Origin of the sequence: Ferdinandcohnia jepli (assembly GCF_047246645.1) — a bacterium.
GTDB lineage: Bacteria > Bacillota > Bacilli > Bacillales > Bacillaceae_L > Ferdinandcohnia.
Map to the genome: position 1 here is coordinate 140,024 of NZ_JBFOKR010000012.1, position 14,328 is coordinate 154,351.

A 14,328-nucleotide genomic window follows, 5' to 3' on the forward strand; every position below is an offset into this window, starting at 1 on the left:
TGCCTTACACCCCTTTGGAATACGTTCATATATGAGATTTTCTCTACGTTTTTTCTCGTATAGCACTTTCCAACTATCTAGATGTCGTTCCTAATGTGTATGTAGTAAAGAGTACTTTTCCTCTTCAAATATAGAATAGTAGCATATTATTCTTAGTCGAAGAATTAGTAAGCTTCCAATTAGTTGTTGGATATGTACTAAACGCTTTCAATTCTAGACCTATCAACGAAAAAAAGCAACCCTTAGAGAGCAAATATTGGCGAAAAAGAGAATATTTTTTTATTTTAGAGAAAATTTCTTTTATTCCCTATTCCCTCTTCTCACTACATTGGTAAATGCTCTATAAAATTAGTAAATAAAAATCGTTGGACCTGATTTTCTGAATAATGTTTTTGCAATTCATTGATAAGTGCTTGATAGTCATTATAACGACTCAAGCCATTTACCGTTTCAGTTATGCCATCAAAATCAGAGCCAAATCCCACATGATACTCTCCACCAAGGGAACATACATAATCTAAATGATTTAACACATCTGTAATTTTTGCTTCTCCCTGATTTGTTAAAAATGGAGGTACAAATGTGATTCCAATCATTCCATCCTTTTTTATTAAGGTCTTAATCTGTTCATCTTGTAGATTTCTACGATGATTACAAAGCGATATCGCATTAGAGTGGGATGCAATCGGGTGATCCGCAAGCTCCATCACATCCCAAAAACCTGCTACTGATAAATGTGAAACATCAGTCCATAACATCGACTTGTTTAATTCTTTAACAACCTCTTTTCCGAAGGTTGTTAGCCCTCCACCACGCAGCTCTAATATTCCATCAGCAACATCGTTAGCATTATTCCATGTTAAACCGACAGATGATACTCCAAGGCGAATTAGTGTTTGTAGCCTAACAAGACTTTGACCAACTGCGTCACAACCCTCTAATGTTAGTAAAGCACCTATTTCGTGATCTTTAAGAGCATTGATATCATCTCTAGATTTCACCAATTTTAAAAAAGGGGATGTAGCAAGAACTTTGTTATAGAAAATCTCTACCATTTCTAAAGCTACCTCAAAGCGGCTTTCTGGTCTAACAATTTCGGGAATATAAATGGCAAAGCACTGTACCTTGCTACCAGTAGCCTTTAATTGTTCATATGTTATATGAAGCTTAGTAGAATCTGAAAAAGATATTGTGGGATCAAGCCACATCTTATAAAGAACATCGCAATGGGCATCAAAAATCTTCATTTTTTATCACTCCTTATTTCCTATTCTCACATAAAAATACCTGTTTGTCTTTTATAGACAAACAGGTTATTAATAACCATCCGACCACCAAATATACAGATACATTTGATTATCGTGGTTCTACAATTAGTTTAATGGCTGTTCTTTCTTCACCATCAATTAGGATATCAGTAAATGCTGGGATACATATTAAGTCCACTCCACTCGGTGCTACAAATCCTCTTGCGATTGCTACTGCCTTCACTGCTTGATTTAATGCTCCTGCCCCGATTGCTTGAATTTCCGCAGCCCCTCTTTCACGTAACACACCAGCAAGTGCGCCAGCAACAGAGTTAGGATTAGATTTTGCTGAAACCTTTAATATTTCCATTTCCTATTTCCTCCTTGTTCTCTACAATGTTTATTGAGCGTTCGTTAGAACCATAATTATAAAATGTGCCAAGGCTTATTCGCTGAAAACAATCAGACAAACCTGCCAGAGGCTTAACTTTATTCAGCTAGGGTTAAAGATATATGAAGCTATAAATAAAGTTTTTATTGTTCCCATTGCTACTATATTCACTAGAAACTACCAATATTCCTGCTTGTTTCTATTCTTTTTCAAAAAATTCAAAAACTTATAGTTGTAAATAGAGAGACTTGTACATCTCCCTTTAATGTTTTTATATTCTCACGAAAATAATAATTTTTGATATTTAGTTAACATAATATTATTATGGTTAATAAATGAAACTAAAAAAAAAGACGACCATTAGGTTCGTCTTAAACTTGGTAGTTTGTTAATCAAAGAATGGATGATCGTCATTTATTAGAATTCTATTAATGTTTTTTGCCTTACCTGTTTTTTGATCAAGTTCGATTAAAACACCATTTAATTGGCTTCTTCCGGTCACAACTTCAAACCGAACCGGTAATGAAGTAATAAATTTTTTAATAACTGATTCTCTATCCATTCCTAAAATTCCATCGTATGGCCCAGTCATTCCAACATCAGTTATAAAAGCGGTTCCCCCTGGCAGGACGCGGTTATCTGCAGTTTGCACATGTGTATGTGTTCCAACGACAGCAGTAACTCTTCCATCTAAATACCAGCCCATTGCAAGCTTTTCGCTAGTGGCTTCAGCATGAAAATCAACAAATATAATTGAAGTTTTCTTTTTTGCCTGTTCGATCAATTCATCTGCTTTTTTAAATGGGCAGTCAATTGGAGGAAGAAAAGTACGACCTTGAAGATTAATAATAGCTATGTCTTGTCCATTTACATGGCAGAAGATTAATCCTTTTCCTGGAGTTTCTTCTGGAAAATTTGCTGGCCTTACTAAGTACTTAGCTGAATCAATAAACTCAAAAATCTCTTTATTGTCCCAAGAATGATTCCCTAGTGTTACAGCTTGAGCTCCACTTTCGATAAACTGATTATAAATTTTATTTGTAATGCCCCTTCCACCAGCAGCATTTTCTCCGTTAATAACTGTCAAAGTAGGACGAAACTTTGCTTTTAATTTCGGCAAGTACTCACTAATCATATCTCTTCCCGGGGAGCCTACAACATCCCCAATAAATAAAATCTTCATTTAAAAGCCCCTTTCTTATAACTTAAGTGAATCATATTTCTATAAAAATCGCAACGAAACCCGGTAGCCTTCTTTGACAGAGTATAAGATGTAAAAACAAAAAAATAAAGTGGTCATAAAGACCACTTTATTTTGCGTATTCAACTGCTCTTGTTTCACGAATAACCGTAACCTTAATATGTCCTGGATAATCTAACTCTTCTTCGATTCGTTTTCGAATATCACGGGCTAATCGATGTGCATTTAAGTCATCAATTGTGTCAGGTTTAACGATAATTCGAACTTCACGCCCTGCTTGAATAGCAAAGGATTTTTCGACTCCTTCATAGGACTCAGATATTTCCTCAAGCTTTTCTAAGCGACGAATATAATTTTCAAGTGTCTCACTTCTTGCACCAGGTCTTGCAGCCGACAATGCATCTGCAGCTGCAACTAACACAGCAATAATAGATGTTGGTTCTGTATCCCCGTGGTGAGAAGCAATACTATTAATTACGATTGGATGCTCTTTATACTTCGTTGCAAGCTCAACACCGATTTCAACATGGCTACCTTCCACTTCGTGGTCAATTGCCTTACCGATGTCATGCAGTAAGCCAGCACGTCGAGCTAATGTTTCATCCTCACCTAGTTCAGCTGCCATTAAGCCTGACAAGAATGAAACTTCCATTGAATGCTTTAAGACATTTTGGCCATAGCTTGTTCTAAACTTCAAGCGACCTAAGATCTTAATTAAATCCGGATGGAGTCCATGAACACCAACTTCGAAAGTTGTTTGTTCACCCACTTCACGGATATACTCGTCAACCTCACGTCTTGATTTATCAACCATCTCTTCAATACGTGCAGGGTGAATACGTCCGTCCTGAACAAGTTTTTCAAGTGCAATCCTTGCTGTTTCACGTCGAATTGGGTCAAAGCCAGATAATATGACTGCCTCTGGTGTATCATCAATAATAAGATCAATACCCGTTAACGTCTCAAGAGTACGGATGTTTCGACCCTCTCTACCGATAATACGACCTTTCATCTCATCATTTGGCAGGTTAACTACTGATACTGTAGTTTCTGCAACATGATCAGCGGCACATCTTTGTATTGCAAGAGAAAGAATTTCTTTTGCTTTCTTATCAGATTCTTCCTTAGCACGATTTTCAGCTTCTTTTACCATAATTGCAACATCATGTGAAAGCTCATTTTCAATACGCTCTAGGATGATTTGCTTTGCTTCTTCACGTGTTAAGCTAGAAATACGCTCAAGTTCAACTTGTTGCTTGTGAACCATCTCTTCCACTTTGCTTTCCATCTCTTCAATATGCTGTTGTCTTTGAGCGAGAGAATCATCTTTCTTTTCTAACATTGATTCACGCTTATCTAATGTTTCATCCTTACGATCAAGATTCTCTTCTTTTTGCATTAAACGATTTTCTTGTTTTTGTAGTTCGTTTCTTCGATCACGAATATCTCGTTCTGCCTCTGTACGAAGTTTGTGAATTTCATCCTTTGCTTCAAGAAGTGCTTCTTTCTTTAAAGATTCTGCTTCTCTTCTTGCGTCGTCAATAATCTGTTCAGCAGCAGATTTTGCACCAGCAATCTTAGTTTCAGCAATGGATTTACGAACATAAAAGCCAACAATTGCACCGACGATTAGGCCAAACAAAGCGGAGATGATAATAAAAATGGATTCCATCATTTCACCTCCTCTTGCTATGAACTTTTCTTGCTAGATCAAAATGTCGGCATGTACATTGTTAAGTGTCAATATACAGCACAAAGGCTTTTTAAGCTAATCAGATTCACAGTTACGATCCGAAGAATTTTAAGTTTGCTTCGGGTCTGAATAGCAAAAGCTCATCAAGACCGAGTTTTGCTTCTAACGTTTTAATTCTAACAAAGTGTAAAATATACATATTAATTGTAAATGTGAGAAATTTTATTGTCAAGGCCTGTCACCTTTAAGAGTTACATGAAAATGGAAATTTCGAGTTTTTTTTAATTGAAACCTATAATTTTCTTAACATATTTAAAAAAGAGACGCATCGATGCGCCTCTTTTACAAATTAATATTGTTTATAAGTCAAACTCGTCCTGCTCTTCATCTACTGGAGCAACTGCTGAAGCTTCATCTAACTTGAAGTGAAGACGAATTTGTTGTTCAATATGCTTACGAATTTCCGGGTTTTCTTTTAAGAATTGTTTTGCGTTTTCACGGCCTTGACCAATTCGATCCCCTTCGTAAGAATACCAAGAACCACTTTTTTGGACAATATCAAGTTCAGAGCCCATATCAACTATTTCGCCTACTTTTGAAATTCCTTCTCCATACATAATGTCTACTTCAGCCACTCGAAATGGAGGTGCAACTTTATTCTTCACAACTTTAACCTTTGTTTTATTACCAACAATTTCATTACCTTGCTTTATCTGTTCCGCACGACGTACTTCAAGTCTAACAGAAGAATAGAATTTAAGTGCACGCCCCCCTGGAGTTGTTTCTGGGTTTCCGAACATGATCCCAACTTTTTCACGAATTTGGTTAATGAAGATTGCAATTGTATTTGATTTATTGATCGCACCAGAAAGCTTACGAAGTGCTTGTGACATTAAACGTGCTTGTAAACCAACGTGAGCATCACCCATCTCACCTTCGATTTCTGCTTTTGGTACAAGCGCAGCAACAGAGTCAATAACTAGAATATCCACTGCACCACTACGTACTAATGCTTCTGCAATTTCTAGTGCTTGTTCACCAGTGTCTGGTTGTGAAAGCAGTAATTCATCAATATTTACACCTAATTTTTGTGCGTAAACTGGATCAAGAGCATGTTCAGCATCAATAAATGCTGCTTGTCCACCTGATTGTTGTACTTCTGCAATAGCGTGTAATGCTACAGTTGTTTTACCAGAACTTTCTGGTCCATATATTTCAATAATCCGTCCCCTTGGATATCCTCCAACACCTAATGCTACATCTAATGCTAACGATCCACTAGGAACAGTAGAGATTCTTCGATCAGTTTGTTCTCCAAGCTTCATAATAGAGCCTTTTCCAAACTGTTTTTCTATTTGTTTTAACGCCATTTCTAAGGCCGCTTGACGATCACTCACAATATTTCCTCCTTTTTCTTTGAAACTATTATTACTATACAATGTTTTAGTTGATTTGCCAAGTAAAAAATCGAACATTCATTCGGTTATTTTTGTTAATTGTTTTTTCCATAAATTCAATTTCTTACTTAAAAGAAAATTGTAATTTTCAGGCCCTTTTGCTTGCAAAAATAGAAATTTAGTTATCAAAAAAACTTTTTAATTATGAAAAGAAATAGTCTAAAGAGATGTGCTACTTCTTCTTCCGTGTTCTATTAATTTAGTGAATTTGTGAGTGCTAACATGAAATATTTATTAAAAAAAAACAGCTGATATATATCAGCTGTCCTGTTCTTTAAGTAATTTCAGTAAATAATAACAACCATATTTAACGGTTCTCGTACGAATACCCTGCCTAGATCCTGCTAATTGAAGAGGGATTATCTTCGTAGGATTATTTAAGTAAGAAATTCCAATATATACAGTTCCCACTGGCTTTCCTTCTGATTCACTTGGACCCGCTACACCCGTGAAACTAATTCCAATGTCAGACTTAAGTAATTTCCTTACATTAATGGCTAGTTCCTCAGCTGTTTCGTTACTGACCGCACCCTTTTGTTCTAATGTGGATTTACGAACCTGTAAAACTTGTTCCTTAACTTCGTTCGTATAACAAACAACTCCACCCTTTACGACCGATGATGCACCAGATATGTTAGTAAGTTCCTCTGCAAATAATCCACCAGTTAAACTCTCTGCACTACTAATTGTAAGGTTCATTTCTTGTAGCTTACTCATAAGTTCATCTACAAGGGATGTTGAATCATATCCGTATAGAAAGCTTCCAACTCTTTCAACAATTTGATTTTCGGTTTCATCTAATAACTTCTTGGCAACTTCTGTTGACTGATGCTTTGCGGTCAGCCTCAAGGTAACTTCACCGTCACTTGCAAGTGGTGCAATGGTTGGATTCGTTTGATTATCTATTAAATCATCAATCTCTGTTTCGAGTTGAGACTCTCCAATACCAAAGAAGCGGAGAACTCTTGACTCTATTCTCTCAACCTCACCAATTTGTTGAAGCAAATAGCTCGAGCCATAAGTCAGAAACATAGGGTTTAGTTCTTTAGGTGGGCCAGGAAATAACATATACGTTATCTCTCCAACCTGCAGCCCCATCCCTGGGGCCATTCCATGGTCATTAGGTAATACTTTTGAACCTTCTAGGACAAGGGCTTGTTTCTTATTATTCTCAGTCATATGACGGTTAGTTTTTAAAAAAAAATCTTCAATGCTACGTAATGCATCCGAATTTATTACTAACTTTCTACTTAGAACTTTTGCAATCGTTTCTTTAGTTAAGTCATCCTTAGTTGGACCTAGTCCACCAGTAAAAATAATTAAGTTGGAACGAGATTGGGAGATTTTAATAACATCCTCTAACCGTGAAGCATTATCTCCAACGACTGTATGAAAATATACATTTATCCCTAATTCAGCAAGCTGCTTTGATAGAAATTGGGCATTGGTATTTGCAATTTGACCTAATAGCAACTCAGAACCAACTGCAATAATTTCAGCATTCATGGTCATATCCCCTCTACTATTATTTTGAATTTGCAAATACACCTTTGTTCTTTGCAAAATAATCCCAGCCAGAAACAATAGTAAAGATTACAGCAACCCAAAGGGCTATCATAGCAAATGGAAAACCGATAAATTCAAAAGGTAGATTATGTAACAATAATGCGGAGACTGCAACGACCTGAGCCCACATTTTTATTTTTCCTAACATTTTTGCAGCTGAAACTTCCCCACCTTCAGCCAGCAATAGTCGTAAACCAGTTACAGCAAATTCTCTACTAATGATCACAATAACCATCCATGCAGGTGCAAATCCGAGTTCAACCAACGTCACAAGTGCAGCAGATACTAATAGTTTATCTGCTAATGGATCTAAGAATTTCCCCAGATTTGTTACTAGATTATGTTTTCTAGCTAGATACCCATCAATCCAGTCAGTAGCAGACGCGAAAATGAAAATAAAGGCACCAACTAAATGAGCGACTGGTATTGACATTGAAACTATCTCTACATCACCCCATCCAAAAGGAACGAACATGACAATTAGAAAAAGAGGAATAAGAAAAATACGAGCGACTGTTATTTTATTTGGTAAATTCACGTAAAAAACCTCCAAAGCTATACATTTATACTTTCATAGTGATAATACACTTAAAAGTAACAAAAAGCCATCATTAAGATGACTTCTCGTTACTCAGCAGTTCCGGGTGTAAACTTAATTGTAATAATCTGCTGAACAACTTCAGCGGTACTAAATGGATATTCAAACGGCTGGCCATTGATTTCAATCTGAAGATCTGAAGATCTACCAATATTAAAAATAACCTCAGCTTGGTTAGATAAATCAAGTTCTTCTGATGCACCATTTGCCATTGTTTTATATACAAATCGTTCATTTTGTTTATTTTGAATCGCAACCCATGCTTGCCCTGTTTCTGCAGCAGTAACCTTAACCTTAAATTTGTCAGTATTCTTTAATTCATAAGTGGCTGCTGTTTTACCTTTTTCTACTTCAACCAATTCCTGGACAGGAGTTTCTTCTACTGGTTCTTCGTCAGTAACCCCTTCAACTGCATCGTCTTCCTCAGCTGGTTCTTCTTTATCTTCAGGAGTTGGAGGTGGTTCATCTGATGCTTCATACTGTGTTTTTTCATTCTCTAATTGTGTATCCGGCTCATCAGCAACCTCTCTATTAGAAACAAACCAGTAAATCGTCATCAAACTTCCTAAGACAAATACGATTAATAAAATCATTGGGATTTTGTCAATAACCTTTGAACCCGCTGTAGAAATTTGTCTCCTAGATCGTACTCTTGATATTTGTTCAGGTAATTCTTCATTGTATGTACCAGGTATTTCAGACTTATATTCTTCAAATATCGTCTCTGGGTCAAGTCCTACCGCTTCTGCATATTGTTTAATAAAAGCTCGCACGTAAAACTTTCCTGGCATTACGCTATAATTACCCTCTTCAATGCCAATTAAATACCTTTTTTGAATTTTTGTAATTTGTTGCAGATCATCTAAACTTAAATTTTTAGTTTCCCTCGCTTCTTTAAGTCGAGTCCCTAATTCAGTCAATGCTAACACCTACCAATTTTAATCAAATACACCTAAATCTTTTGCGGCCAACTATTTTTCGAGGAGTTTACTCCATACTAGAAAATTACCCACCAAAGGCTATAATTAATGGATATTGATATCCTTTAATCGATTATACATATTTTGCAACAATATTAAAATTCAAAACCTGTAATATCAGAACTTGAAAACATTTGTTGTTCTTCAATAACTTCATACGTAATCTCCTCATCAGGGTCATTACGAAGTTCAATGATATAATCGAAGTCCTTTAACGTATACTCTGTATGGCGTACAAATACATCAGGGTGCTCCACTAATTTAACTGCTGGAAGCCTCATTATTTCTCTAACAAGTTGAAGATGTCTTTCTGTTGCCCGCTTAGTGGAGACTATTCCATCAATAATAAATAGATTATCGACATTATATTCATCTTCAATAAGCTCACTTCTAATCGTTTGCTTTAACAAGGTAGATGAAACAAAAAGCCACTTTTTATTTGCACATACACTTGCAGCTACAACAGATTCGGTTTTACCAACTCTAGGCATACCTCGAATTCCAATGAGTTTATGACCTTCTTGTTTAAAAAGTTCAGCCATAAAATCTACAAGTAAACCTAATTCGTCGCGTGCAAATCTAAATGTTTTCTTATCGTCTGCATCTCTTTGGATATATCTTCCATGTCTTACAGCTAATTTATCTCGTAATTTAGGTTCCCTAAATTTAGTAACAGTTATCGTATCCATGGTATGTAATATAGATTCAAGTCTTTCGATTTGCTCATTGTTGTCACATAATAACAGCATACCCCTTCTACGATCGTCTACACCATTTATTGTAACAATATTAATTGAAAGCATTCCTAATAATGAAGAAATGTCACCAAGAAGTCCTGGACGGTTTTTTGAGATTTCATATTCTAAATACCATTCTTTTTTCTCCATTATTCCATCCCCTTAAACCCAATTGTTGGATATAATTCCCATGAAAATTAAAATATATCATTTTCATTATAAACCAATCATTTCACATTTTATAGTGCAATATTAAAATAATGAGTGCAATTTCTAATTGTGTTTTTTAGGGGAAGAGACAACTTTATAAGAATGCTTTTTCATATATCTGGTATAGGAATAATTATTTTTCTAAGGTTATGGAACATAAAAGGTTACGAAAACAAAAGCGTTATTATGACGGTCCTAAAAAATGGTCGTTCTAAAGGTATAAACACAACAATTCTGTGTGATAAAATCTTGTCGTTATAATTACGACTGTTAAAATGCTTAGAAGCTTGGTTTTTTATATAAAAAAAGAGAGGATAATCCTCTCTGCATGACAAACTACTGAACAAGTTTAACCATTAAGTTTGCGATTGCATGCTGTTCTTCTTTAGAAGCTACACTCCAAAGATCTGCTAAAACTTTCTCTTGAGCATTTTTAGGCTCAACTTGATTAGCTAGGTAATCACCTAATTGATATGCCATATCAGAAATTACACCTTGGTCCATACCTTCTGATTTAGCTTGCTGCAAGCGATCACCTAAAAAATCCTTCCACTCTTCAAAATTGTCTAATACAGACATAAGTGACCCTCCTTATAAGGTTAGTACATGTATAGTTTCTCGTTTTTATCCGAAATTATTCGTGGAAATTAACAATACCAACCACCATTTACAGATAATACTTGTCCAGTTATATAAGAGGCTTTATTAGATAATAAAAATGAAACGGCATTTGCAACTTCATTTGGTTCACCAATACGACCTAAAGGAATTTCTTCGCTGATATCAGCAATATCTTCATTGGTAAATTCAGAAAGCATATTTGTGTTAATAGCTCCTGGTGCAACTGCATTGACACGAATTCCACTCAGGGCGACTTCCTTAGCAAGAGCTTTTACAAATGATAATTGTCCTCCCTTTACCATAGAATAAAGCACTTCACAGGAGGCCCCAGTTTGTCCCCAGATTGAAGAAATAACGATAATATTACCTCTCTTCTTTGTAATCATTGTTGGCAGTAGGGCTTTTGTCAGTAGATAAGGTGAAGTTGTATGCAGCTGAACCATTCTCTCAATTGTTTCCTGTTCAAAATCTGTCATCAGACCAAAAATACTTTTTCCCGAATTATGGATAATTGTATCAATTGGGTGGGTAATTTGAGATAGGATATCTTCTACACCTGTTTTATTGCTGAGATCAGCTTTAACTAGGAAGCAATTAATTCCAACCAATTCAGCTTTCAGCTTTTGGACTGCCTTCTCATTTTCATGATAATGAAGGTACAACGAATACCCTAAATTTGCTATCTCTTTAGCAATTGCACTACCAATTCCCCCGCTTGCTCCGGTTATTAATGCGTACTTTTCCATTAATAGTCTCCTCCAAAAAAGCATCCCTTACCTAAAGGATGCTTTTTTCTTTCTAGTATTACTGTTTCTTAGGTACAACTTGACATTCTGTCATACACTGTTCATTGAAAAATTCTGAAGCAGTGTTTGAAATATCCTGTACTGTTAGTTCTTCCATTACCGGAACTACATCAAATAAATTCATATCATTAAAAGCATACCTTGTAAATTGATTTGCAATATAATCTGGTGAGTTAAGTGAACGCAAGAAAGCACCGATTTTTTTCTTTTTCACACGTTCCAGCTGCTCTTCACCTATTGGTGAATTTTTACCTGAAAGCATGATTTCTCGTAAACGTGAGGATAATTCATCTGGATTTGGTGTATCTCCACCAATTATAGCAAATCCAAATCCACTTTCCTCCGTATAATCAAACGAAAATGTGTCATCAATTAACCCTTCATCATAAAGAGTTTGGTAGTGGTCTGAACTCTTTCCGAACAACCAATCTAAAAGGATATTAACCGAAAGTTCTCGTTTCAGTAATTCATTACCTGAACGCTTTGGATTAACTGCTTTGACACCAACAAGACATTTCGAGGATTGGACATTCATCTCAAGGACCTTTTTCTTTTGATCAACTTCCATCGGCTCATCGTCAAAATGACGTTTAATTTCAGGCTGGTTGTTGTAATCCTTTTTATTTTGGTTTGAACGAATCTGATCCATTATCTTTTCAGGTTCAACTGGTCCAACAATAAATAGCACCATATTGCTTGGGTGGTAAAATGTTTCATAGCACTCGTATAAGGAATCCTTTGTAATTTTGGAAATTGATTCTATTGTTCCAGCAATATCAATTTTTACAGGATGTTTTTTATACATATTTTCTATTACCCCAAAATACAAACGCCAGTCAGGATTATCATCATACATTGTAATCTCTTGGCCAATGATTCCTTTCTCTTTCTCTACTGTTTTTTCGGTAAAATACGGACTTTGTACGAAATCAACCAAAGTCTCAAGATTTTGCTCCACATTTGATGTACTCGAGAAAAGATATGCGGTTCTAGTAAATGATGTAAAAGCATTCGCTGATGCACCCTGTTTACTAAAATCTTGGAATACATCACCATCTTCTTTTTCAAACAGCTTGTGCTCTAAAAAATGTGCAATCCCATCTGGAACAGAAATTAATTCTTCTTTCCCTAATGGCACAAACCGGTTATCAATTGATCCATATTTTGTTGTAAAAGTGGCATACGTCTTGTTAAACCCTTTTTTCGGAAGGATATATACATTTAGACCATTTGTGAGCTTCTCATGAAAGAGATCCTCTTGAAGCTGATCAAAGGTTATTTTTTCCATTATTCGCCAACCTCCAATCCTGTAAGAAAATAGATCGTATCAAGTTCAATTTTCTTTCCAACCTCGACTACCTGCTCTTTTGTAACTTCGTCAATCCCAGTTATCCACTCTTCAAGCTTGCGACCTTTTGTGGAGACCACGTTGTGATATAACACCTCTGCGATTCCACGGGACGTATCGATAGTCTCTAATAGTTGATTTTTTATTACTGCTTTTGTTTGGGACAATGTCTCATCTGTAAAGTCACCATCTACCATTGCCTTCATTTGGTCCTTTATAATCGTAACTGCTTTTTGATAATTCTTAAATTCAATTCCTGACATGACCATTAATAAACCCTTATGACTTTCAACTCTGGAAGCTGCATAATATGCTAAACTTTCCTTCTCCCGTACATTAATAAATAATTTTGAATGAGAGAAACCGCCAAATATTCCATTAAACACTTGTAGGGCATCATAATCAGGATCACTGTACGTTGTATTTGTACGGAACCCAATATTAAGTTTCCCTTGTTTAACATCTTGTTTTTCAATAACCTCATTTTCTTGAGTTACTTTTTTTCCATTAGTCTGTTCGGCTTGAACTTTGTTTCGTTCTTGGAATGTAAAAATATCAGATACACTTTGTTTAACAGATTCAGGATCAATGTTTCCTATGATATATAGGTCAATTTCATCTTCAGAAATAGCTTTCTGATAATATTCATAAAGAGAATTAGGGGTAATTGCTTCAATGTCATCTATTCGACCATTTACATGTAAATGGTAAGGTTCACTCTTACACATCTCCTCAACAAGTCGAAGATTTGAGTATCTCATTTTATCGTCGTATACTGCTTGAATTCGCTGCTTTATACTCCGCTTTTCTTTGTCAACTACAGTACTTTTAAACCCACCGTTTTCTAAATTTGGTGAGAGAATCATTTCACCTAATAACGATATAGCCTTATCAAGAAGTGGGGTATGATCCTTCAAAAAGAGTTCATTTGCGATTTCTAAACTGAACGTGATAATGTGATATTCACCTTTTTTAGCTAAATCTACATGAAGTGAAGCCCCATATAATTCATCTAAATATGTTCTTAAGCTTGTGGAGGATGGGTAACTCTTTGTTTCACTTTGTAAAACATACGGAAGTAATGCCCGTTGAGTCACATACCCTTCATCTAATGGTGCTTTCATTTTAAAGACGATTGTGTTTGTTTTGTATTTATCAGTTTTGATAGTGTGGAGTGTTAAACCGTTAATCTTATGTTCAGTTTCATCTAATAACAGCATCTGAATATTGCCTCCTTTTGGGTCAAATAGGGTGATACATTAAACCGTGAATGTTAATCCAGATGGAATAAATTACTTGTGGGGCTATTTTGGCTAGGTATTGTGAAATATACACTATTTACTTGTATTCATACGAGATAAAAACCTATAGTGCTATTTTCAACTAAAATCGTATAAATAATCTTAAAAACACTATAACCTCAATTTAGCAATAATTTCAAGTAAACGCCTATCCCAAAGAAAAATAAAAACC

The 14,328-nt window shown here is 35.6% G+C and carries 13 protein-coding genes; all 13 read right to left on the minus strand.

Annotation, left to right across the window (positions count from 1 at the left end; translation table 11 throughout):
• Positions 1–323: 323 nt before the first annotated feature.
• The 13 genes from AB3M96_RS14345 to yfmF all read right to left on the minus strand — a co-directional run bounded on the left by AB3M96_RS14345 (position 324) and on the right by yfmF (position 14,075).
• On the minus strand, positions 324–1,247 hold the full coding sequence (locus AB3M96_RS14345) for a dipeptidase (RefSeq protein WP_412968312.1): 924 nt from the start codon (positions 1,245–1,247) through the stop codon (positions 324–326).
• Between the two features lie 109 nt (positions 1,248–1,356).
• A complete protein-coding gene (gene spoVS / locus AB3M96_RS14350; protein ID WP_003211281.1) occupies positions 1,357–1,617 on the minus strand; it encodes a stage V sporulation protein SpoVS in 261 nt (86 codons plus the stop codon).
• A 409-nt stretch (positions 1,618–2,026) separates the two neighbouring features.
• Positions 2,027–2,821, minus strand: coding sequence for a TIGR00282 family metallophosphoesterase (locus tag AB3M96_RS14355; protein ID WP_412968313.1), 795 nt, complete (start codon positions 2,819–2,821; stop codon positions 2,027–2,029).
• A gap of 127 nt (positions 2,822–2,948) precedes the next feature.
• Complete coding sequence (gene rny / locus AB3M96_RS14360) at positions 2,949–4,511, minus strand: ribonuclease Y (protein ID WP_412968314.1); 1,563 nt, start codon at positions 4,509–4,511, stop codon at positions 2,949–2,951.
• A gap of 380 nt (positions 4,512–4,891) precedes the next feature.
• The gene (recA, locus tag AB3M96_RS14365) at positions 4,892–5,929 is read right to left on the minus strand and encodes a recombinase RecA (RefSeq protein WP_412968315.1); all 1,038 of its coding nucleotides are present in this window, start codon (positions 5,927–5,929) and stop codon (positions 4,892–4,894) included.
• 318 nt (positions 5,930–6,247) lie between these two features.
• The gene (locus tag AB3M96_RS14370; protein ID WP_412968316.1) at positions 6,248–7,495 is read right to left on the minus strand and encodes a competence/damage-inducible protein A; all 1,248 of its coding nucleotides are present in this window, start codon (positions 7,493–7,495) and stop codon (positions 6,248–6,250) included.
• A 19-nt stretch (positions 7,496–7,514) separates the two neighbouring features.
• Positions 7,515–8,093: a CDP-diacylglycerol--glycerol-3-phosphate 3-phosphatidyltransferase gene (gene pgsA / locus AB3M96_RS14375; protein WP_412968317.1), complete on the minus strand. Its 579-nt coding sequence runs from the start codon at positions 8,091–8,093 to the stop codon at positions 7,515–7,517.
• A gap of 89 nt (positions 8,094–8,182) precedes the next feature.
• Entirely contained in the window at positions 8,183–9,082 is a 900-nt protein-coding gene (locus AB3M96_RS14380; RefSeq protein ID WP_412968318.1) for a helix-turn-helix domain-containing protein, read from the minus strand.
• A gap of 146 nt (positions 9,083–9,228) precedes the next feature.
• A complete protein-coding gene (locus AB3M96_RS14385; protein WP_412968319.1) occupies positions 9,229–10,020 on the minus strand; it encodes a DUF3388 domain-containing protein in 792 nt (263 codons plus the stop codon).
• A 396-nt stretch (positions 10,021–10,416) separates the two neighbouring features.
• Positions 10,417–10,659 carry a DUF3243 domain-containing protein gene (locus tag AB3M96_RS14390; RefSeq protein WP_412968320.1) on the minus strand — a complete coding sequence of 81 codons (243 nt, stop codon included), beginning with the start codon at positions 10,657–10,659 and terminating at the stop codon, positions 10,417–10,419.
• Positions 10,660–10,727: 68 nt separating this feature from the next.
• Positions 10,728–11,447: an elongation factor P 5-aminopentanone reductase gene (gene ymfI / locus AB3M96_RS14395; protein WP_412968321.1), complete on the minus strand. Its 720-nt coding sequence runs from the start codon at positions 11,445–11,447 to the stop codon at positions 10,728–10,730.
• A gap of 58 nt (positions 11,448–11,505) precedes the next feature.
• Entirely contained in the window at positions 11,506–12,795 is a 1,290-nt protein-coding gene (gene yfmH / locus AB3M96_RS14400) for an EF-P 5-aminopentanol modification-associated protein YfmH (RefSeq protein WP_412968322.1), read from the minus strand.
• Entirely contained in the window at positions 12,795–14,075 is a 1,281-nt protein-coding gene (gene yfmF / locus AB3M96_RS14405) for an EF-P 5-aminopentanol modification-associated protein YfmF (RefSeq protein WP_412968323.1), read from the minus strand. Before yfmF ends, yfmH begins: the two co-directional genes overlap by 1 nt.
• Positions 14,076–14,328 lie beyond the last annotated feature (253 nt).